This is a genomic window from Microbacterium salsuginis, from assembly GCF_012524205.1.
GTDB classification, from domain to species: domain Bacteria; phylum Actinomycetota; class Actinomycetes; order Actinomycetales; family Microbacteriaceae; genus Microbacterium; species Microbacterium salsuginis.
Genome location: NZ_JABACI010000001.1, coordinates 256,712 through 275,698, shown reverse-complemented (window position 1 = coordinate 275,698; position 18,987 = coordinate 256,712). Strand labels below are relative to the sequence as shown.

General features: G+C 67.7%; 15 protein-coding genes and 1 tRNA gene. 7 read left to right on the top strand and 9 right to left on the bottom strand.

Annotated features, from left to right (window positions below; all coding sequences use genetic code 11):
• Positions 1 to 396 precede the first annotated feature (396 nt).
• A complete protein-coding gene (locus HF576_RS01290; protein WP_168910978.1) occupies positions 397 to 2,346 on the bottom strand; it encodes an N-6 DNA methylase in 1,950 nt (649 codons plus the stop codon).
• 955 nt (positions 2,347 to 3,301) lie between these two features.
• On the opposite strand from HF576_RS01290, the gene HF576_RS01275 reads away from it, so the two are divergent.
• A complete protein-coding gene (locus HF576_RS01275; protein ID WP_168912018.1) occupies positions 3,302 to 4,432 on the top strand; it encodes a site-specific integrase in 1,131 nt (376 codons plus the stop codon).
• A gap of 218 nt (positions 4,433 to 4,650) precedes the next feature.
• Here the strand turns inward: HF576_RS01275 and HF576_RS01270 are convergent.
• Both HF576_RS01270 and HF576_RS01265 read right to left on the bottom strand, forming a co-directional pair.
• Positions 4,651 to 4,722, bottom strand: a tRNA-Arg gene (locus HF576_RS01270).
• A gap of 101 nt (positions 4,723 to 4,823) precedes the next feature.
• Positions 4,824 to 5,108 carry a Fe-S cluster assembly protein HesB gene (locus HF576_RS01265; protein WP_168910976.1) on the bottom strand — a complete coding sequence of 95 codons (285 nt, stop codon included), beginning with the start codon at positions 5,106 to 5,108 and terminating at the stop codon, positions 4,824 to 4,826.
• A gap of 192 nt (positions 5,109 to 5,300) precedes the next feature.
• On the opposite strand from HF576_RS01265, the gene HF576_RS01260 reads away from it, so the two are divergent.
• Positions 5,301 to 6,845 (top strand): Re/Si-specific NAD(P)(+) transhydrogenase subunit alpha, encoded by a 1,545-nt coding sequence (locus tag HF576_RS01260; RefSeq protein WP_168910975.1) that lies wholly within the window; start codon positions 5,301 to 5,303, stop codon positions 6,843 to 6,845.
• Positions 6,842 to 8,281: a Re/Si-specific NAD(P)(+) transhydrogenase subunit beta gene (pntB, locus tag HF576_RS01255; protein WP_168910974.1), complete on the top strand. Its 1,440-nt coding sequence runs from the start codon at positions 6,842 to 6,844 to the stop codon at positions 8,279 to 8,281. The genes HF576_RS01260 and pntB overlap by 4 nt, the downstream gene beginning before the upstream one ends.
• Positions 8,282 to 8,302: 21 nt before the next feature.
• Here pntB and HF576_RS01250 read toward each other — a convergent pair whose 3' ends face one another.
• Positions 8,303 to 8,656, bottom strand: coding sequence for a histone-like nucleoid-structuring protein Lsr2 (locus HF576_RS01250; RefSeq protein ID WP_168910973.1), 354 nt, complete (start codon positions 8,654 to 8,656; stop codon positions 8,303 to 8,305).
• A gap of 107 nt (positions 8,657 to 8,763) precedes the next feature.
• Entirely contained in the window at positions 8,764 to 9,624 is an 861-nt protein-coding gene (locus HF576_RS01245) for a LuxR C-terminal-related transcriptional regulator (protein ID WP_168910972.1), read from the bottom strand.
• 158 nt (positions 9,625 to 9,782) lie between these two features.
• Between HF576_RS01245 and HF576_RS01240 the strand changes: the two genes are divergently transcribed.
• Together HF576_RS01240 and HF576_RS01235 are read left to right on the top strand one after the other, a co-directional pair.
• Positions 9,783 to 10,133: a DUF485 domain-containing protein gene (locus HF576_RS01240; RefSeq protein ID WP_168910971.1), complete on the top strand. Its 351-nt coding sequence runs from the start codon at positions 9,783 to 9,785 to the stop codon at positions 10,131 to 10,133.
• Entirely contained in the window at positions 10,130 to 11,761 is a 1,632-nt protein-coding gene (locus HF576_RS01235; RefSeq protein WP_168910970.1) for a solute symporter family protein, read from the top strand. Before HF576_RS01240 ends, HF576_RS01235 begins: the two co-directional genes overlap by 4 nt.
• Before the next feature lie 69 nt (positions 11,762 to 11,830).
• Here the strand turns inward: HF576_RS01235 and HF576_RS01230 are convergent, their stop codons facing one another.
• A complete protein-coding gene (locus HF576_RS01230) occupies positions 11,831 to 12,376 on the bottom strand; it encodes a methylated-DNA--[protein]-cysteine S-methyltransferase (protein ID WP_168910969.1) in 546 nt (181 codons plus the stop codon).
• Positions 12,377 to 12,570: 194 nt separating this feature from the next.
• On the opposite strand from HF576_RS01230, the gene HF576_RS01225 reads away from it, so the two are divergent.
• Positions 12,571 to 16,302: an AAA family ATPase gene (locus HF576_RS01225; RefSeq protein WP_168910968.1), complete on the top strand. Its 3,732-nt coding sequence runs from the start codon at positions 12,571 to 12,573 to the stop codon at positions 16,300 to 16,302.
• A gap of 349 nt (positions 16,303 to 16,651) precedes the next feature.
• Here HF576_RS01225 and mscL read toward each other — a convergent pair whose 3' ends face one another.
• The 3 genes from mscL to HF576_RS01205 are packed head-to-tail and all read right to left on the bottom strand — an operon-like array spanning position 16,652 to position 18,013.
• Positions 16,652 to 17,068 carry a large conductance mechanosensitive channel protein MscL gene (mscL, locus tag HF576_RS01215; RefSeq protein ID WP_168910966.1) on the bottom strand — a complete coding sequence of 139 codons (417 nt, stop codon included), beginning with the start codon at positions 17,066 to 17,068 and terminating at the stop codon, positions 16,652 to 16,654.
• Between the two features lie 34 nt (positions 17,069 to 17,102).
• On the bottom strand, positions 17,103 to 17,390 hold the full coding sequence (locus HF576_RS01210; protein WP_168910965.1) for an FmdB family zinc ribbon protein: 288 nt from the start codon (positions 17,388 to 17,390) through the stop codon (positions 17,103 to 17,105).
• Positions 17,391 to 17,416: 26 nt separating this feature from the next.
• A complete protein-coding gene (locus HF576_RS01205; protein WP_168910964.1) occupies positions 17,417 to 18,013 on the bottom strand; it encodes a 5-formyltetrahydrofolate cyclo-ligase in 597 nt (198 codons plus the stop codon).
• Positions 18,014 to 18,091: 78 nt separating this feature from the next.
• Between HF576_RS01205 and galU the strand changes: the two genes are divergently transcribed.
• Positions 18,092 to 18,979 (top strand): UTP--glucose-1-phosphate uridylyltransferase GalU, encoded by an 888-nt coding sequence (galU, locus tag HF576_RS01200; protein WP_168910963.1) that lies wholly within the window; start codon positions 18,092 to 18,094, stop codon positions 18,977 to 18,979.
• The last annotated feature ends 8 nt before the right edge of the window (positions 18,980 to 18,987 follow it).

Genomic DNA, 18,987 nt, shown 5'->3' with positions numbered 1-18,987 from the left:
GAGCCATCTCACGGACCACGTACGCGTAGTAATGCGGATTAGCTGGACCTCGCGGGGTGCATGCGGCGTAGACCGGAGAGGATTTCCCGTCACTATCGGCGACCCCCACAGCGCCAGCGAAGGCATCCATCGCATGGATGACGAGATCGCCCTTCAGAATTCGCTGGTAACCGTGCTCTTGGATAGCTTCCGTGAAACCCGTAGTTCGACGCTTGGATCGCAATGTAACAACGCCATCTCGAAAGCATGTGACCACGCCATCACCGGGAAGAGGCTCACGTTTTTCACGCTGGAATAGCACTCTCCCTCGTGCTGTCTCCCAATGCACCGGCAACGGACCCATCCACGCGATAGACCGATGCTCCGCGAGAGCGTGCGCTTTGAGATCTGCAAACATCAGCCGATGATCTCGCTCAGGAGGTCGTCCGTTTCCGCCTCGAGCGCACGGATGTCGGCGCGAATCTCGTCGAGGGGGCGCATGGGTGCTGGCTTGTAGAAGTAGCGAGTGAAGCTCACCTCGTAACCGATCTTTGTCTTGGATTCGTCCATCCACGCATCCGGAGTGTAGGGAAGTACCTCCCGACGAAGGAATGCCTCGACGCCATTCTCCCCCTCTCCCGCGGGCTCGGTGAGGGAAACCTGCTCGAAATCACTCCGCTCTGCATCCCGCTCGTACTCGACGACCCTCGCCTTGCCCCCGACCTCCGCCTCGAAAAGCCCTCGCAGCGGGTCCGCGACAGTCCCGACCTTGTGCAATCTCTTGATTACGGGCGGCGCATCGTCCGCGCGTTCGCTTACTTGACGCATGGCCCTGATCTCGGCGGGCTTATAGACGCGGTCGGGCTCGGCACCGATCAACCGAAGCGGCCTATCAACCGCGACTTTGTAGTAACCGAACTCGGCGTTGTCGAAGATCTTCGAGACCTCGGGATCAGCGTCATCGAATGCGTGGAACGTATCCATGATCTTCGAGATGTTCGTTGAGGAAAGTTCACAGTTCTTGCTGCCGAGGTTCTTGCGCAGCGGCGTGAACCAGTTTGTCGCATTGATGAGCTGCACTTTGCCCTTGCGCCGATCTTGTTTGCGGTTACTCAGCACCCAGATGTATGTCGCTATGCCAGTGTTGTAGAAGAGATTGAGGGGCAGCGCGACGATCGCTTCCACGAGGTCGTTTTCGAAGACGTAGCGGCGGATATTCGACTCGCCCTGACCAGCGTCGCCAGTGAACAGCGACGAGCCGTTGTGGATCTCTGCAATGCGGCTGCCGATGACCGTGTCGCTCTTCATTTTCGCGATTAGGTTGGCGAGGAACAGCATCTGCCCGTCGCTTGAGCGCGTCACGAGGCTGAACTCAGGGTCGCCATCGTGCTCGACGATGAAACGCGGATCGGTTATCTTGTTGGCGCCGCCCATGCGTTCTTGGTCGGTCTTCCAGGACTTGCCGTACGGCGGGTTGGAGAGCATGAAGTCGAACTGCCTGTCCGCGAATGCGTCGTTTGACAGCGTAGAAAACTCCGGACCGCCTTTGATGTTGTCCGCGGCACGGCCGTCCCCCTTCAAAATGAGGTCGGCCTTGGCGATCGCGAACGTCTCGGCGTTGATCTCCTGCCCGTACAAGTGCGTGGCGATTTGCTTGCCCTCGGTGAGCTCGCCGAGGGTGTCCTCGGCCACGGTGAGCATTCCGCCCGTTCCCATCGCACCGTCGTAGAGCAGATAGGTGCCGTCGGGAATAGTGTCGGCGATCGGCTCGAACATGAGGCGGGTCATGAGCTTGACGACGTCCCGCGGCGTCCAGTGTTCGCCCGCCTCCTCGTTGTTCTCCTCGTTGAAGCGGCGCACGAGTTCCTCGAACACCGTGCCCATGCCGTGGTTATCGAGGCTCGCAGGCGACAGGTCGAGGGTTGGGTCGAGGAACTTCTCGATCAGGGTGCCGAGGGCATCAGCTTTGGTGAGACGCGGGAGCTGATTGCGGAACTCGAAGTTCTCGAGGATGTCCTGCACATTCGGCGAGAAGCCATCAAGGTATGCCTCGAAGTTCTGGCGCAGCTGCGTCTGCGTGCTCGCCGCGCGGAGATCCTTCAGCAGGAAAGCGCTGGTGTTATAGAAATCCTGTCCGGCGGCCTGGCGCAGCGCCGCATCCTGATTCACGATCTGTGCGGCATCCAGCGTCTTCTTTGTGCTGAGCACGTTCTGTTTGGTTTCGGCGAGTACGCTATCGAGCCGGCGGAGCACCGTCATCGGCAGGATCACGTCGCGATACTTGCCCCGTACGTAAAGATCACGAAGCACTTCGTCCGCGATGTTCCAGATGAGCTGGGCGAGGCGCTGGTGCGTGGTGCTGTTCACTGGGTGCTACTCCATCGTGTTGGGTGTGTGACAAGCGGGGATCACACCATCCAAACTCTAGAGGCGACACGCACCCGCAGCCGCAATCACCGAGTAACGGCCTCGCGCGTCGGTGGCACTCTTGAGTTTGCGCATCCTGGGTTTCTCGCGTCTCGGCTAGCCGTCCGGAGAACCCTCACAACGCAGCCTCTCGGACAATCCGCTGGCTCAGCGATCGGGTGCTGCGCAGTGCCCGGGTCGTGGAATGGCGGTTCGAGCGCGGCGAGGGAGCGCGACCGCTCGGACCGAGACGACTTGCATCGCCAAAACGGATCCTCGAACTCGAGGCCGAGCTCGATCAGAACATGGCACGCGTTCAGCGAGCTCGTCGAAGCCAGCGCGGCCGCCGAACTGCTCAGCAAGACGGGCATCGGGCCTGTCGCGGCAGCGAAACCCTCGTCTCGTGGTCTCACCCTGGCCGAGTCGCCAAGGAGGCCGCATTCGCTGCAATCGCAGGGGTGAGTCCCATCCCGCATCCTCCGGCAACACCACGCGGCACCGACTGAACCGCGGCGGAGACAGGCAGCTCAACCGAGCGCTGAACGTCATCGCGATGTCCGCGTGGTCCACGAGCCCGGCACCGGCGGCTCGCTGAAGGCAAGACCGACCGCGAGATCCGACGCATCCTGGAGCACTACCTCGCCCGAAGCATCTACCGACACCTCAACGCGGCCATCGCCACAAAACTCGGGGTCTACGAGATATAGGAGCTGCAAAGAAGCGTCGAAAGCTCTGAACGGAGCCGTGTCCGGCCGCTACACCCTCAGCGTCGGAGGACCGACTCGCCCCCGCATCAACATTTTGCGACAGTAGCCACCATCGCCCTGCACCCGGTCTTAGAACGATTGACGAAGCCGCCCGAGTGTCTGACACTTGGCCGATACTGGCCGTCGAGCCGGCACGAGCGGAGGTCGAGATGGGCACCATCAGCCCGTACGAAACGGCGAACGGCCGCCGCTACCGCGTGCGCTACCGCAAGCCTGATCGCACCGAGGCGCAGAAGCGCGGCTTCACGACGATGCGCGAGGCGAAGCTCTATCTGTCCATGGTCACCGTGTCCAAGTCGAAGGGCGACTACATCGATCCCGTGGCGTCGCGGGTGCCGGTCCGGATGTTCGCCGACAGCTGGCTGCGGTCGAAGCAGCCGCCGATGTCAAAGCCTTCGTACTACATGACGCTCGAGCGGGCGTGGAAGAACCACGTCGCTCCCGTCTGGGCTGACAGGGAGATCTGGTCGATCCGGCGGTCTGAAGTTCAGGACTGGGTGTCAGAGCTCGCGACGCAGAAGTCGCGCACCGTTGTTCTTCGCGCGCTGGGGGTCCTCGCAGGCATCCTCGATGTCGCCATCGATGATCGTCGCCTTGCGAACAATCCGGCGCGACACATCCGCAATCTCCCTCGGAGCGGACCCGGCAAGCGCCGCGTCTATCTCTCGCACGACCAGGTGGCGACGTTGGCGGCATGCTCGGCGCATCCGACAATGGTCCTGACTTTGGCCTACACCGGCCTGCGCTGGGGCGAGGCGACCGCGCTGCGCGTGCGGAGTGTGAATCGACTGCGTCGGCGCTTCGTCATCGAGGAGAACGCGGTGATGATCGCCTACGAGATCCATGTCGGCACGCCCAAGACGCACGAGAAGCGCTCTGTCCCGTACCCGGAGCGGCTCGCTCCGATGATTGAACAGGCTTGCGCCGGCAAGGGCCCGGAAGGACTGCTCTTCGGCGACGGCGTCAACCACATGCGCAACTCAGGTGCGCAGGGATGGTTCGCGAACGCGGTCCGCCGCGCGCAGGCTGTGGACCCATCGATCCCGCGGCTGACGCCTCACGACCTCCGCCACACCGCCGCGTCGCTCGCGATCAGCTCCGGCGCCAACGTGAAGGCCGTGCAGCGGATGCTGGGGCACGCGTCGGCGGCCATGACCCTCGACACCTACGCCGACCTCTTCGACGACGACCTGGATGCCGTCGCGACGCGTCTCAACGATGCGATGCCGCTGGTAGCACTGCCGTCAGGTCCGCAGACCCGCTACGCGCGACCGACGTAACGCCGAAGAGCAGACTGCTCAATTTTCGACGAGGCACAGGACGCCAGAAATGCTCGATTTCGTCGTTCTGAGACGTCGAACGACGCCCCGTGAAGGGCATCAAATCTGCGTCGGTTTCGGCTCACAGCTTTCTCAAATGCGGCCAAAAAGCGGCCAAAAACGCAATCTGAGTGGTCTGACCACAGAAGAAAATCCTGGTCAGAGGCAAAAAGTGACTGTGCCCCTGGAGGGACTCGAACCCCCAACCGTTTCCTTAGGACGGAACTGCTCTTCCATTGAGCTACAGAGGCTGGCCCCGCCATTCTACGGGTGCACACACGGAAACCCCGGCGCCGTGGCGGCGCCGGGGTTCCGGTGAGGGTGCAGACCACCCTGACTGATGCGGCCCCGGTCAGACCTGGCTGCCGAGGGCGAAGCGCACGGAGCCGTCCTGGGCGAGCTCGGCATCGAGGATGCGATCCTCGAGCGAAGCGGCCGCGACCTCGTCGAGGAAGACGCGGGCGCCGTCCGTGACGACGATGGTGTCCTGCGGTTCGGGATCGGGTGCGACGCTCAGCTCGAAGCCGCTAGGTGCTCCCGTGTCGCGGATCCGCACACCTCCGTCCTCGGCCTGCGGGACGCGGGCGACGATCTGCTTGACGGCCTCGGCGGCGGTCTGGGTCAGCGTGAGAGTCATGCTGGTTCCTTCCGTTTGCGGTTCCGGACCGGCCACGTTTCCGAGATTCGCGCGGGGACGCAAGGCTGCGCGCCCATTCGGAGACGATTCCCATGTTCCAGTCGGCTGATGTCGCGCCGGTCTGACAGGGTGGAGGCGTCTTCCCTGTCGGATCCCGCACCGCACACTGCCGCACCAGATCACGAGGAACGCATGACCCGCATTGGCATCGTCGCCGAAGCGCCCGGAGAGACCCGGGTGGCCGCAACGCCCACCACCGTCCCGAAGCTCATCGCGCTCGGCTATGACGTCGTCGTCCAAGCGGGTGCGGGTGCCGAGTCCTCATTTCCGGATGCCGCCTACGCGGCGTCTGGAGCGACCGTGGTCGACGCAGCCACCGCGTGGGCATCGCCGGTGGTGCTCAAGGTGAATGCGCCCACGCCAGCCGAGATCGAGCGGCTCGCGGACGGCGCGATCCTCGTCGCGACGCTGAGCCCGGCGCTGCGCCCCGACCTCGTCGAGTCGCTCGCCACGCGCGGGATCACGGCGATCGCGCTGGATGCGGTGCCGAGGATCTCGCGGGCGCAGTCGATGGACGTGCTGAGCTCGATGGCGAACATCGCGGGCTACCGTGCGGTGGTCGAGGCGGCCCACGAGTTCGGACGCTTCTTCACCGGGCAGGTGACGGCGGCGGGCAAGGTGCCGCCCGCGAAGGTGCTCGTCGCGGGCGCCGGAGTCGCGGGACTCGCGGCGATCGGCGCGGCGTCGAGCCTTGGCGCGATCGTCCGCGCGACGGACCCGCGGCCGGAGGTGGCCGATCAGGTCGCGTCGATCGGCGGCGAGTATCTCGAGGTCGTCGTGCCAGACGAGGCGAATGAGGTCTCGGCGGACGGGTACGCCAAGGCCACGAGCGCGGCTTACGACCAGCGCGCAGCCGAGATCTACTCCGAGCAGGCCGCTGACGTCGACATCATCATCACCACCGCGCTCATCCCAGGGCGGCCGGCACCTCGTCTCATCACGGCGGCCGACGTCGCCAGCATGAAGCCGGGCAGCGTCATCGTCGACATGGCGGCGGGGCAGGGCGGCAACGTCGAGGGATCGGTCGCGGGGGAGAGGGTGGTAACCGAGAACGGCGTCGTGATCCTCGGCTACACGGACCTTCCGGGGCGGCTCCCGCAGCAGGCGTCGCAGCTGTTCGCGACCAATCTCGTGAACCTGCTCAAGCTGCTGACCCCCGCGAAGGACGGCGTGCTCGCCCTCGACTTCGACGACGTCGTGCAGCGCACGGTCACGGTCGTTCGTGACGGTGCCGTCACGTGGCCCCCGCCACCGGTGCAGGTCTCGGCCGCCCCGGCGGCCGCTATCAAGGCCGTCGCGCCGACGCCGGTGAAGAAGTCGATGTCGTCGGCGAAGCGGACGGCGCTCATCGCGACGGGCATCGCGGCGCTCTTCCTCATCTGCGCCTTCGCGCCGCCACCGCTGCCACAGCACTTCCTCGTGCTGACGCTGGCCATCGTCGTGGGCTTCTACGTGATCGGCAAGGTCGCCCACGCACTGCACACGCCGCTTATGAGCGTCACGAACGCGATCTCGGGCATCATCGTCGTCGGAGCGATGGTCCAGATCACCGCACCCGATCTCACGGTGCAGATCCTGGCGGCGATCGCGGTGCTCGTGGCGAGCATCAACATCTTCGGCGGGTTCGCCGTCACCCGCCGCATGCTCGCGATGTTCCAGAAGGGGGAGACCCGATGATCGCCGTCGCCGGTGCCGTCGCGGGCGCTGCCTACATCGTCGCGGCGCTGCTGTTCATCCTGAGCCTCGCGGGGCTCAGCAAGCACGAGACCAGTCGTCGCGGCGTCACGTACGGCATCCTCGGCATGACGATCGCGCTGGTCGCCACCGTCTGGCTGACGGCGGCCTCCGCGTGGGGCGAGCCGTCGGCGGTCACGGGTCTCGTGCTGCTCGTCGCCGCCGTGCTGATCGGCGGCGCGATCGGACTGTGGCGTGCACGGCGCGTGGAGATGACGGGGATGCCCGAGCTCATCGCCCTGCTGCACTCCTTCGTCGGTCTGGCCGCGGTGCTGGTCGGCTGGAACGGCGCGCTGTACGAGACAGGGCTCGAGGGGGCGCTTGCCGACATCCACCACGCCGAGGTGTTCATCGGCGTCTTCATCGGCGGTGTCACCTTCACCGGCTCGATCGTCGCGTTCCTCAAGCTCTCGGCGCGCGTCTCGTCCAAGCCGCTCATGCTGCCCGGCAAGAACATCCTCAACGTCGGCGCGCTCGTCGCCTTCCTCGCCCTCACGGTCTGGTACGTCATCACCCCGGAGCTGTGGCTGCTCGTGCTGGTGACGGCGCTGGCGCTCGCGCTCGGGTGGCACCTCGTCGCCTCGATCGGGGGCGGCGACATGCCCGTCGTGGTGTCGATGCTCAACAGCTACTCCGGCTGGGCTGCCGCGGCGGCGGGCTTCCTGCTCAACAACGACCTGCTCATCGTCACGGGCGCGCTGGTCGGCTCCTCAGGTGCCTACCTCAGCTACATCATGTGCAAGGCCATGAACCGGTCGTTCCTGTCGGTCATCGCGGGCGGGTTCGGCATCGAGGCCCCCAAGTCCGGGGACGACCTGCTGGGCGAGCACAGGGAGATCGACGCCGAAGCAGCGGCCGACATGCTCGCGGGCGCGACGAGCGTCGTCATCACCCCCGGGTACGGCATGGCCGTCGCGCAGGCCCAGCACGGCGTCGCCGACCTCGTGCAGAAGCTGCGCGAACGCGGCGTCGACGTGCGGTTCGGCATCCATCCGGTCGCGGGGCGACTGCCCGGCCATATGAACGTGCTGCTGGCCGAGGCGAAGCTGCCTTACGACATCGTTCTCGAGATGGACGAGATCAACGACGACCTGTCACAGGCCGATGTCGTGCTCGTCATCGGCGCGAACGACACCGTGAATCCCGCCGCCGCGGAGGATCCGACCAGTCCCATCGCGGGAATGCCGGTGCTGCGGGTTTGGGAAGCCCGGAATGTCATCGTCTTCAAGCGCTCGATGGCATCCGGATATGCCGGCGTGCAGAATCCGCTCTTCTATCGCGAGAACGCCCAGATGCTGTTCGGAGACGCGAAAGAGAAAGTCGACGAGATTCTCATGCACCTCGCCACCGATGTGAAAGCGGCGACGAATCGCTCGTGAATTCGCTCGGGACGGCTTTCGTCAGTGCGCGGCTTCGTAGGCGTCCAGAACGGATGCCGGAACCCGGCCACGGTCCGAGACCTGATAGCCGTTCTTCTTCGCCCAGTCGCGGATCTCGCCGTAATCCTGCTGGCCGGAGCGGCGCCGGCGGCGTCCGGCGGCCGATCCCGCCGACGAGCCGCGTGAACCGGATACCGTGCGCGCGGCCTTGGTGTAGCGCTCGAGAGCACTGCGCAACGCCGCGGCATTCTCGTCGGTGAGGTCGATCTCATAGGCGACGCCGTCCAGGGAGAACAGGACGGTCTCGCCTTCGCCGGCGTCCAGGAGAGTTCCGTCGATATCGTCGACGAGTTGATGCACGATTCTGCGAGCCATGAAAGGCACAATAGCGTGCAATTGTCGCGCGGTGGTGTCGAATGTGGAAATGCGAAAAGCGGCAGGGCGAATTCCGCGCCGATATCGGTCTTCGTCGAAATGCCGCGTCAGGGCAGCAGGCCGGCTCGCCGCGCCGTGGCCACCGCCGCGTGGCGGGTCGAGGCATCCAGTTTCGACATCGCCGACTGGAGATAGGACTTGACCGTCCCCTCCTTCAGCTCCAAGGTCGCGGCGATCTCGGCGTTGGTCGCGCCGAGGGCCGCGCACGAGAGCACATCGACCTCGCGCGGCGACAGCCGGACGTCCACGTGGTCGGCGGGGCGCTGACCGTCCTGTGACAGCGCGGCGAGCCGCTGTTCGACCCGAGCGAGTCGCTCTCGCACGGCCGGGTCGTCGACGACGGCGGCGATGCTGCGCAGCTCGGCGTACGTGCGACGCAGCTCCTCCCGGGCGGCGGGCGCGATCGTCGCGCCCTCGGGCGACTTCGGTGCGAGGGCCAGGCGCCGCTGGACCTCTTCGCGGATGCGCAGCTCGCTCGACAGGGCGTCGGCCACGGCGAACGCTGGCCGTGCGACGACGTCGCCTACCGGCGCCTCGGCCCACGATCCGCAGTAGATGACGCCTCGTGCGCGCCCGCCGACCAGCACGGGCACGGCGAACAGCGTCGCGATGCCCTCGCCGAGCACGGCGCGGTCGTAGTCGTGCGTGATGCTGCGCGATGACCGGTAGTCCAGAGCCAGGCGGGGCCGCTTCTCGACGAGCGCACGGCCGCCGAGCCCGCGGGACTCCTGCACCACGAGCCCCTCCAGGCTGTGGGTGCGGGCACCCACGATCGAGGTGACGTGAATGGCGCCGTCGCGGGCGAGGCCGCCGAAGGCGACAGGGAACCGCGTGCGCCGCACCAGGTCGGTGACTGCGCGGTGAAGTGCCAGCGCATCGTCCGCCGCTTCGGGATCTGGCGCTCCCACGACTACCTACTTCCGGGGGTGACGGCATCCTCGCCGGTTTTCGTAGCGTCGACCATACCACTCGGGATATCGGCCGTTCGGGCAGTCATGTGCCGGTGCCCGGGCGTTTCCCCCCCAAGGGCGCACAGGTGCGTCCGACCATGAGGCAAGGAGGCCACATGTCCGATCCGAGAACCGATATCGCCCCGCCGGGCGGCATCGACTACGTCGCGGTGGAGGAGTCCCCGCGGTTCGTCGAACTGAAGAAGCGGCAGCGCGGGTTCGTGTTCCCGCTCGCGATCGCATTCCTCGTCTGGTACTTCGCGTACGTCCTGCTCTCGTCGTTCGCGCGTGAGTTCATGTCGCAGCGCGTGTGGGGCGACATCACCGTCGGGCTGCTGTTCGGGCTCGGCCAGTTCGTCACGACCTTCGCCATCACGATGGCCTACGTCTGGTACGCGAACCGCAAGCTCGACCCGATCGCCGAAGAGATCCGCGCCGACCTCGAGAAGCAGGAGGGCTTGTCATGAACGACGTTCTCGGAGCCATCCACACCGCCATCGAGAGCAGCGTGAGCACGGTGGAGAACAACCCGCTGCTGAACATGTCGATCTTCGGCGCCTTCGTCGCCATCACGCTGTTCATCGTCATCCGCGCCAGTCGCAACAACAAGACCGCGGCCGACTACTACGCGGCGGGGCGATCCTTCACCGGTCCTCAGAACGGCTTCGCCATCTCCGGCGATTACCTCTCGGCGGCGTCGTTCCTGGGTATCTGCGGCGCGATCGCTATCAACGGGTACGACGGATTCCTGTATTCGATCGGGTTCCTCGTGGCATGGCTGGTGGCACTGCTGCTGGTCGCCGAGCTCATGCGGAACACCGGCAAGTTCACGATGGCCGACGTCCTGTCGTTCCGTCTCAAGCAGGGGCCGGTGCGGATGGCTGCGGCGATCACGACGCTCGCCGTGTGCTTCTTCTACCTGCTCGCTCAGATGGCCGGCGCGGGGGGACTGGTCGCGCTGCTGCTGGGCATCGACGACGCCATCGGCATCTCGCTGGTCGTCGCGGTCGTCGGCGTGCTCATGATCGTGTACGTGCTGGTGGGCGGCATGAAGGGCACGACCTGGGTGCAGATCGTGAAGGCGTTCCTGCTCATCGGCGGCGCGCTGGTCATGACGATCTGGGTGCTCGCCATCAACGGGTTCAACCTCAACACGCTGCTCGAGAGCGCCGTCGCCCAGTCCACCTCCGATCCGCAGGATGCCATCCTCGGGCCGGGGCTGCAGTACGGCGCGAACCCGTGGGACTTCATCTCGCTCGCGATCGCCCTGGTACTGGGTACGGCGGGTCTGCCGCACGTGCTGATGCGCTTCTACACGGTGCCGACGGCGAAGGAGGCCCGCCGGTCGGTGGTCTGGGCCATCTGGCTGATCGGCCTCTTCTACCTGCTGACCCTCGTGCTCGGCTACGGCGCGGGCGCCCTTGTCGGCCCCGAGACCATCAAGGCGGCACCGGGCGGGGTCAACTCGGCGGCACCGCTGCTCGCCCTCGCGCTGGGCGGTCCGCTGTTGCTCGGCTTCATCTCGGCCGTGGCGTTCGCTACGATCCTCGCGGTGGTCGCGGGTCTCACGATCACCGCTGCGGCGTCGTTCGCTCACGACATCTACGCCAACGTGGTGAAGAAGGGCAACGTGCCGCCCGACGGCGAGGTCAAGGTCGCTCGGCGCACGGTGGTCGTGATCGGCGTGCTCGCGATCCTCGGAGGCATCGCCGTGCAGGGGCAGAACGTGGCGTTCCTCGTCGCGCTGGCCTTCGCGGTCGCGGCATCGGCGAACCTGCCCACGATCCTGTACTCGCTCTTCTGGCGCCGGTTCAACACCCGCGGCGCGGTGTGGAGCATGTACGGGGGACTGGCCGCGGCCATCATCCTCATCGTGCTGTCGCCGGTGTTCTGGGGGGCAGAGACGAGTGTCTTCAAGGTCGGCACGGCCATCTGGCCGCTGAACAACCCCGGCATCGTCTCGATCCCGCTCGGGTTCTTCCTGGGCTGGCTGGGCACCGTCACCTCGCGTAAACCCGAGGACCCGGTGAAGGCCGCCGAGATGGAGGTGCGCTCGCTGACCGGCTTCGGCGCCGAGAAGGCCACGCACCACTGATCCCGATCGATCGGAGGAATGCGGCCCGGGTGGACAGCTCCACCCGGGCCGCCCGGCGTGACGGACGGCCTACACGTCCGACGCCCGTTCGAGGTCGATGAGGTACTGCTTCATCTCGGGGCGGCCGCCGTACTCGCCGAGCGAGCCGTCTGCGCGCACGACCCGATGCACCGGCACCACGATCGAGAACGGTGTGGTCGCGCACGCGGTGCCCACCGCTCGTGCCGCGCGCGGAGAGCCGGCGGCGATCGCCACCTCGCCGTAGCCGGCCGTCTCGCCGTACGGGATCTCGCGCACGGCCTGCAGCGCTGCCCGCGTGAAGCCGCGCACCAGCCGCCAATCCAGGGGCACGTCGAACTCGCGGCGCGTCCCGTCGAAGTACTCGTCCAGTTGCACGGCGGCCGCCGCGGCCACCGGGTCGGGCCCGTCGTCCTGGCCGGGCTCGTCCTCGGGCACGGGGAGGGCTCGCAGTCGCAGAGCGATGCGCTCCAGTTCGGAATGCAGCGTGCCGTCGAACGGATGGAGGGTGACGATGCCCTCGCCGGTGGTGACGATCAGGATGTCGCCGATCGGCGACGGATTGACGCGATAGCGGGGCGGTTCCGGCGTGGTCATGTGCCCATCCTGGCCGCTCGATCCGACGCGGCGCTCGGTGCACGACCGGACTGTGGGCAACCCGCGTGTGGGAGCGCCTGGGGAGGAGCCGCCATCGCCCGGCGCGCCAATACCGCGAAACTCAGGTCCATTGCAAGTGCCCTGAGCGTGTCGCGCTTAGGGTGGCTCGTGTGTGGCGAGGAGAACGGAGCGCCGTGGTCGGCGCAGAGGACGCCGTGCCCGGGTACGACGTGACCCCCGGCGACCTCGGCCTCGCCGAACCGGACGTCACCGTCGTCCATGTCGCCGAGCCGGAGCGGGATCGGCTGCGTCAGCAGTCCGCGGCTCTCGGCGGCCGCTCGACGCTGCTGCACTTCGCGGACGCCGACGCCGCGATCGAGATCACGAAGGCACACCCGGGCAGCCTTCCCCAGTTCATCACCGGACGATCGACGCTGCTGTCGAACCTGTTCCGCGACGAGGTCGCGCTGCGCGGTGCCCGGCTCGCCGCCGAGCGCATCACCGCGAAGAACCTCGAACTGCGCACCACGCGCGGTCTCGACTCGGTGCGGCTCGCTGTCGGCCTCGCCTCGTGGCGCATCGGTGGGATGGCCTGCACGGCACCCGTGCTGCTGCGGCCTCTCGCGATCCGCCGCCACCATGGCGACTTCGAGCTGAAGCTGCACGGCACGTTCTCGGTCAACCCCGAACTGGTCCGTGCGCTGCGCACCCACTTCGGCATCTCGATCGACGCCGGCGGCCTGTCGGCGCTCGCGTACGACGGGGGCGTGTTCAAGCCGCAGCCGGTCATCGACCACCTACGGGCGCTGACATCCTCGATCGAGTCGTATGCCGTCAGCCCTCGTCTGCTGGTGTCGAGCTTCGCCGACGTCGGCGGGCCGATGGCCGCCGACGCCGCCGATCTGAATCACCCCGTTCTCAACGCGCTGGCGGGGCACCCCGCCGATCGCGAAGCCCTCACGGCGCGGCGCGAAGCGCCGGCGTTGACGAGCCCCGACGACCGGCCGCCTGCGGCGGACATGCTCCTGCTCGACGCCGACTCCGAGCAGGAGCAGGTGCTCGCACGGATCGCCGCCGGCCAGTCGCTCGTCGTCCACACGCTTCCGGGCACCGGCGGCACCCAGACCGTCATCAACGCCGTCGGCGCCCTCGTGCGCGACGGCAAGCGGGTGCTCGTCGTGAGCGCCCGCCGGTCGACCCTCGACGGCGTGCGGCACCGCCTCGCCGGCGTCGGGCTCGCCGGACTGGCGGTCTCGCCCGACCGGTTGCAGCGCGACCTCATCCGCGCCATCGGGCGCAATGAGAAGTCGCAGCCGCCCAAGGTCGCCGACATCGACGACGCGCTCGTGCGCCTGCGGGGAGTGCTCCGCGACTACCGCGCCGCTGTGACGGCGCGGCATCCGTCACTCGGCGTCTCGGTGCTCGAGATCCTGCGCGCGCTCGCGTCACTCGCCGAGGGGGATGCGCCGCCGCAGACCGCGGCGCGGTTCGACGTCGACGCGCTCGAGCGTCTGGCCACCACGCGCCGCGAGGCCGCGAGCAAGCTCGCCGCCGCCGCACGACTGGGTGAGTTCCGCTTCGGTCCGGACGACTCGCCCTGGTACGGCGTCACCTTCGCGACCGTCGACCAGGCCCGTGCGGCGCACGCGCTGGCGGGCAAACTGCATCGCAGCGATGTGCCGAGCCTGCTGGAGCGTGGCTACGAGCTGATCGGGCAGACGCGCATGCGGCCGTTCCGCACGATCGCGGAACTCGGCACCTACCTGCGGCTGCTGCAGGGCATCCGCGACTCGCTCGACCGATTCAGCCTGACCGTCTACGAGCGCCCGCTGGGCGAGCTGATCCAGGCGCACGGGTCGCGGCGCGATTCGCCGAACATGACGAATGCGAACCGCCGTCGCCTGCGCCGGCTGTCGCGGGAGTACGTGCGGCCGGGCGTGCACGTGCCCGACATGCACGAGGCGCTGGTGCGCATCCAGCAGCAGCGGACCGAGTGGCAGCGCTATGTCGATGCCGGTGTCAGCCCGGAGCTGCCCCTGGGACTCAGCGACGTGCACGTCGCGTGGCAGCGCGTGGACGCCGACCTCGCCGAGCTCGACGCGGTCCTCGGCCGCGAGGCGCCGGAGCAGCTGGCGAGCATGCCCGTGAAGCAGCTCGTGCGCACACTCGCGGGACTCGCCGCCGACTCCGACGTCTTCGACAACCTCAAGGAGCGCGCGACGCTGCGCACCGAGCTGGCCGCACTCGGCCTCGAGCCGCTGCTCACCGAGCTGTCGGTGCGGCACGTGCCCGAAGACCGCGTCGCCGCCGAGCTCGAGTTCGCCTGGTGGCAGTCGGCCCTCGAGCTGCTGCTGCGCACCGATCGGGCGGTCCTCGGCGCGAACACCGCCGTCGTCGACCGGCTCGAGCGCGACTTCCGGCTCGTCGACGAAGCCCATGCTGCGGCATCCGGCCCCCTTCTCGCGGCGCAGCTGGCGACGCAGTGGCGCATCGGCATCGTCGACCACGCCGATGAGGCCGATGCGCTCAAGAAGGCGTTGAAGCGCGGCACGATCTCGGCGGGCGAACTCGCCGCGGTTGCGCCGACGCTCTCTCGCACGCTCGCGCCGGTGTGGCTGGCCTCGCCCTACGACGTTCCTCGCATCCCCGCGTCGATCGGATTCGACGTCGTCGTGGTGGCGGATGCAGCGGCCCTGTGCCTGGCCGAGGCCGCGCCCGCGCTGCGCCGCGCTGTGCAGGTGGTCGCCTTCGGAGACCCGGTCACCCAGAAGCCGACGCCGTTCCGCGTCGCCGCGAGCTTCTCGAGTGCTCCGGGTCCGGGATCGACGACCGCGGCGCCTCAGGAGGACGAGTCCGAGGTGCCCTTCGACACGACGAGCGTGTTCGAACGCCTCGCCGAGCTGCTGCCTGTCGAGACGCTCACCCGCAGCTACCGCGCGGGCGGCGAAGACCTGGCCGAGCTCGTCAACGACGCGTTCTACGGCGGCGAGCTGGTGTCGCTGCCGTGGGCCGGCTCGTACCTCGGTCGCGGCAGCCTCGCGGTGGACTACGTCGAGGGCGGGAACGGCACGCCCGACCCGATCACCGGCGCCGTCGAGAGTCCCGACGCCGAAGTGGCCCGCGTCGTGACGCTCGTCGTCGAGCATGCCGTCAATCGTGGCAGCGAGTCGCTCATGGTCGTCACGGCGAGCACCCGGCACGCCGAGCGCATCCGCGCCGCTGTCGAGGCGGCCTTTGCGGGACGCTCCGACGTCGCCGACTTCGTCTCGCGCGATACCGCCGAGCCGTTCGCCGTGCTGACGCTCGAGGAGTCGGTCGCCGAGAGCCGCGACCGGGTCATCTTCTCGCTCGGCTTCGGCCTCACCAAGCACGGTCGCGTGCTGAGCGACTTCGGCGACCTCTCGACGCCGGACGGCGAGCGGCTGCTGACCGTCGGCATGACACGGGCCCGGCGCTCGATGGTGATCGTGTCGTCGATCCGCCCATCCGCCTTCGACGACGGCCGCCTCGAATACGGTGCCGCGACGCTCATGACGATCCTCGGCGGCATCGCCGCGCGTGCGCGCGAGGCGCGGCTCGAAGACCTCGCCGACCCGCTCACGCTGGCCCTCGCACGCGAGCTGCGCCGCGCAGGACTGTCTGTCGACGTCCACTACCGTGGCCGGCTGCCGCTCGTCGCCCAGTACGACGGCAAGGCGGTGGTGGTCGAGAGCGACCCCGAGACGATCGGCGAGTCGCTGCGCGAATCGCTCCGTCTGCGCCCGCAGGTGCTGCGGCGCCTCGGCTGGCACTACGTGCGCGTGCACTCGTTCGACCTCTATCGCGATCCCGCGGATGTCGCCAAGCGCATCGCCGCGATGCTCGGCGTACCGCCCGACGCCCCGCGCGTCGACAGCGAGACGCAGCCCATCGATGTCGTCGACTAGGCGTCAGCGGATCGAGCGGGTGCCCGGGTCCCGTCGGGCCAAGCTCACGCCTGCACCCGGGACCACGCCCGAACCGGTACCCGCAGACGAAGAAGAGATCCCGGACACCTCGGCCGAGGCATCCGGGATCTCAAAGGGTCCGAACGACGAGCGCCTCAAGCGAGACGTCCCGCCGCACTACTGAGCGGCGTTCCGGTCGTTGAGCGAGCGGAGCGAGACGAGCCCCTGACCCCGGTCGCTGAGCGAGCGGAGCGAGACGAAACGCGTCGAGGCTTCGCGGATGTTCCGGGGCGTTTCGTCTCGCTCGCTGGCGCTCGCTCGCTCAACGACCGGGATTCTTGCCGCTCGCTCAACGAGCGGGCGTGGTCTTCTCGAGCAGGTCGCGGATCTGCACCAGGAGCTCCTGCTCGGTGGGCAGCGGCTCCTCCTCAGGTGCGCCGGTGCCGGCCTTCGCAGCCTGGCGCTCCTTCCAGTGGTTCATCGGCATGACGAAGACGAAGTAGACGATGACCGCGACAGCGAGGAAATTGATGAGCGCGCCGACGATGGCGCCGATCGCGAAGCTGGAGACACCGCCCGACAGCGTCGGGACCTCCCAGACCCAGCTGCTCAAATCGCCGAGCTGGAAGATGACGCCGATGAGCGGATTGATGAAGCCCTCGACGAGCGCGTTGACGATGGCCGTGAAAGCCGCGCCGATGACGACTGCGACCGCCAGATCGATGACGTTGCCGCGGAGAATGAACTCCTTGAAGCCCTTGATCACGTGAATCCCCCTCACTTGCCCCGGCGGCTGCCGGTCATGAACCCGTGGATGCGGGGGAGGCCTTCGCCTCCGACTTCGATGATGTCGGAGCGGGCGCGGGGGCGCTACCCGAGGCATCCGACCCGCCGCCGGCGGTCTTCGCGCCGGCGCGGGAATCCGTGCGGTAGAAGCCGGAGCCGTTGAAGGTCACGCCGATCGAGCCGTACTCCTTGCGCAGCGGCCCGCCGCATTCGGGGCATTCGGTGAGGGTGGGGTCGGCGAAGGACTGCACCGCGTCGAAGCGGTGACCGCACTGCTTGCAGGCGTAGGCGTAGGTGGGCATGGCTCTCTCGGAGGGTTCGGGTGCGTTCAGCGCCGGGTCGGCGCGAGGGTGATGGTGCGAGTCGGTGTGACGATTCCGGTCACGCGCTGGTCGTGGACGTCGCTGGGGACCTCGTCGATCACCTCGGAGTCGTAGACGACCGCGTAGACCGGAGGGCAGCGCTGCATCGAGCCGAGGGTCTTGTCGAAGAACCCTCGCCCCCAGCCCAGGCGCATGCCGGTGTCGTCGACGGCGGCGGCCGGGATCACGAGCAGGTCCACGTCGTTGACCGCGATCGGCCCGAGCAGTTCGCCGACCGGCTCGGGCAGGCCGTACATGCCCTCCGCGATGTCGCCGTCGGCGGTGGCGACCGCCCAGTCGAGCAGACCGTCGGTGCGCGTCACAGGAAGGAGGATCCGGATGCCGCGGGCCACGGCATCCGTCACGAAAGCCCGGGTGCCCGGCTCCGCCGTCGTCGAGAGGAAACACGACATCGATCGGACGCCGAGCTCGTCGACGAGCGCGTCGAGCTGTGCGTGGATGCCGTCCGCGGCCGTCTCGCGCGCCTGCTCGGAGAGCAGCTGGCGCCGCTCGCGGATCTCAGCGCGCAGCGCCCGCTTGGCATCGGCGATGGCATCGGGCATGCCCCGATTCTACGTGGCGGCCGCCGGGCGACGGCAGGCGAGCGCGGGCGGAACCTCGGCTGAGCCTAGAATCGGTCCATGCCCCACACCTCGATCAAGGCCGTCATCCCGGCCGCAGGCCTCGGCACCCGCTTCCTTCCGGCGACGAAGGCGATGCCGAAGGAGATGCTCCCCGTCGTCGACAAACCCGCGATCCAGTACGTGGTCGAAGAGGCGGCCCAGGCGGGCATCGACGACATCCTCGTGATCATCGGGCGCAACAAGAACGCCATCTCGAACCACTTCGACTCGGTGCCCGAGCTCGAGGAGAAGCTGAAGGACAAGGGCGACGACGACCGGCTGCGTCGCGTGCTCGAATCCAGCGACCTCGCCGACATCCACTTCGTGCGGCAGGGCGAGCCCAAGGGCCTCGGACACGCCGTGCTGCGTGCGCGCGCCCACGTCGGCGACGCGTCCTTCGCGGTCATGCTGGGTGACGACCTCATCGACGAGCGCGACGAGCTGCTGACGACGATGATCGCCGCGCACGAGCGCACCGGCGCCGCGGTCGTGGCGCTGATGGAGGTCGATCCCGACCACATCCACCTCTACGGTGTGGCTTCCGTCGAAGAGACGGGCGACGACGGCCTGGTCAAGGTCACGGGGCTCGTCGAGAAGCCGAAGAAGGAAGAGGCGCCCTCAAATCTCGCGATCATCGGCCGCTACGTCCTCGCACCCGACGTCTTCGACGTCCTCGAGCGCACCGAGCCCGGCAAGGGCGGCGAGATCCAGCTCACCGACGCGCTGCAGGAGCTCGCAGCCGACCCGGACGGTCCCGGCGTGTACGGCGTGGTGTTCCGTGGCCGTCGGTACGACACCGGCGATAGGGTGGACTACATCAAGGCCATCGTGCAGCTCGCGGCCGATCGCGAAGACCTCGGTCCGGATCTGCGTCCCTGGTTCAAGGAGTTCGCGGCGAAGCTCTGACGCCGCCC

What these genes read in the sequence shown, in the direction of transcription:
- HF576_RS01275 (WP_168912018.1), top strand. Translation starts at nt 3,302, where the DNA reads ATGGGCACCATCAGCCCGTACGAAACGGCGAACGGCCGCCGCTACCGC.
- HF576_RS01265 (WP_168910976.1), bottom strand. Translation starts at nt 5,108, where the DNA reads ATGACTCTCACGCTGACCCAGACCGCCGCCGAGGCCGTCAAGCAGATC.
- HF576_RS01260 (WP_168910975.1), top strand. Translation starts at nt 5,301, where the DNA reads ATGACCCGCATTGGCATCGTCGCCGAAGCGCCCGGAGAGACCCGGGTG.
- pntB (WP_168910974.1), top strand. Translation starts at nt 6,842, where the DNA reads ATGATCGCCGTCGCCGGTGCCGTCGCGGGCGCTGCCTACATCGTCGCG.
- HF576_RS01250 (WP_168910973.1), bottom strand. Translation starts at nt 8,656, where the DNA reads ATGGCTCGCAGAATCGTGCATCAACTCGTCGACGATATCGACGGAACT.
- HF576_RS01240 (WP_168910971.1), top strand. Translation starts at nt 9,783, where the DNA reads ATGTCCGATCCGAGAACCGATATCGCCCCGCCGGGCGGCATCGACTAC.
- HF576_RS01235 (WP_168910970.1), top strand. Translation starts at nt 10,130, where the DNA reads ATGAACGACGTTCTCGGAGCCATCCACACCGCCATCGAGAGCAGCGTG.
- HF576_RS01230 (WP_168910969.1), bottom strand. Translation starts at nt 12,376, where the DNA reads ATGACCACGCCGGAACCGCCCCGCTATCGCGTCAATCCGTCGCCGATC.
- HF576_RS01210 (WP_168910965.1), bottom strand. Translation starts at nt 17,390, where the DNA reads ATGCCCACCTACGCCTACGCCTGCAAGCAGTGCGGTCACCGCTTCGAC.
- HF576_RS01205 (WP_168910964.1), bottom strand. Translation starts at nt 18,013, where the DNA reads ATGCCCGATGCCATCGCCGATGCCAAGCGGGCGCTGCGCGCTGAGATC.
- galU (WP_168910963.1), top strand. Translation starts at nt 18,092, where the DNA reads ATGCCCCACACCTCGATCAAGGCCGTCATCCCGGCCGCAGGCCTCGGC.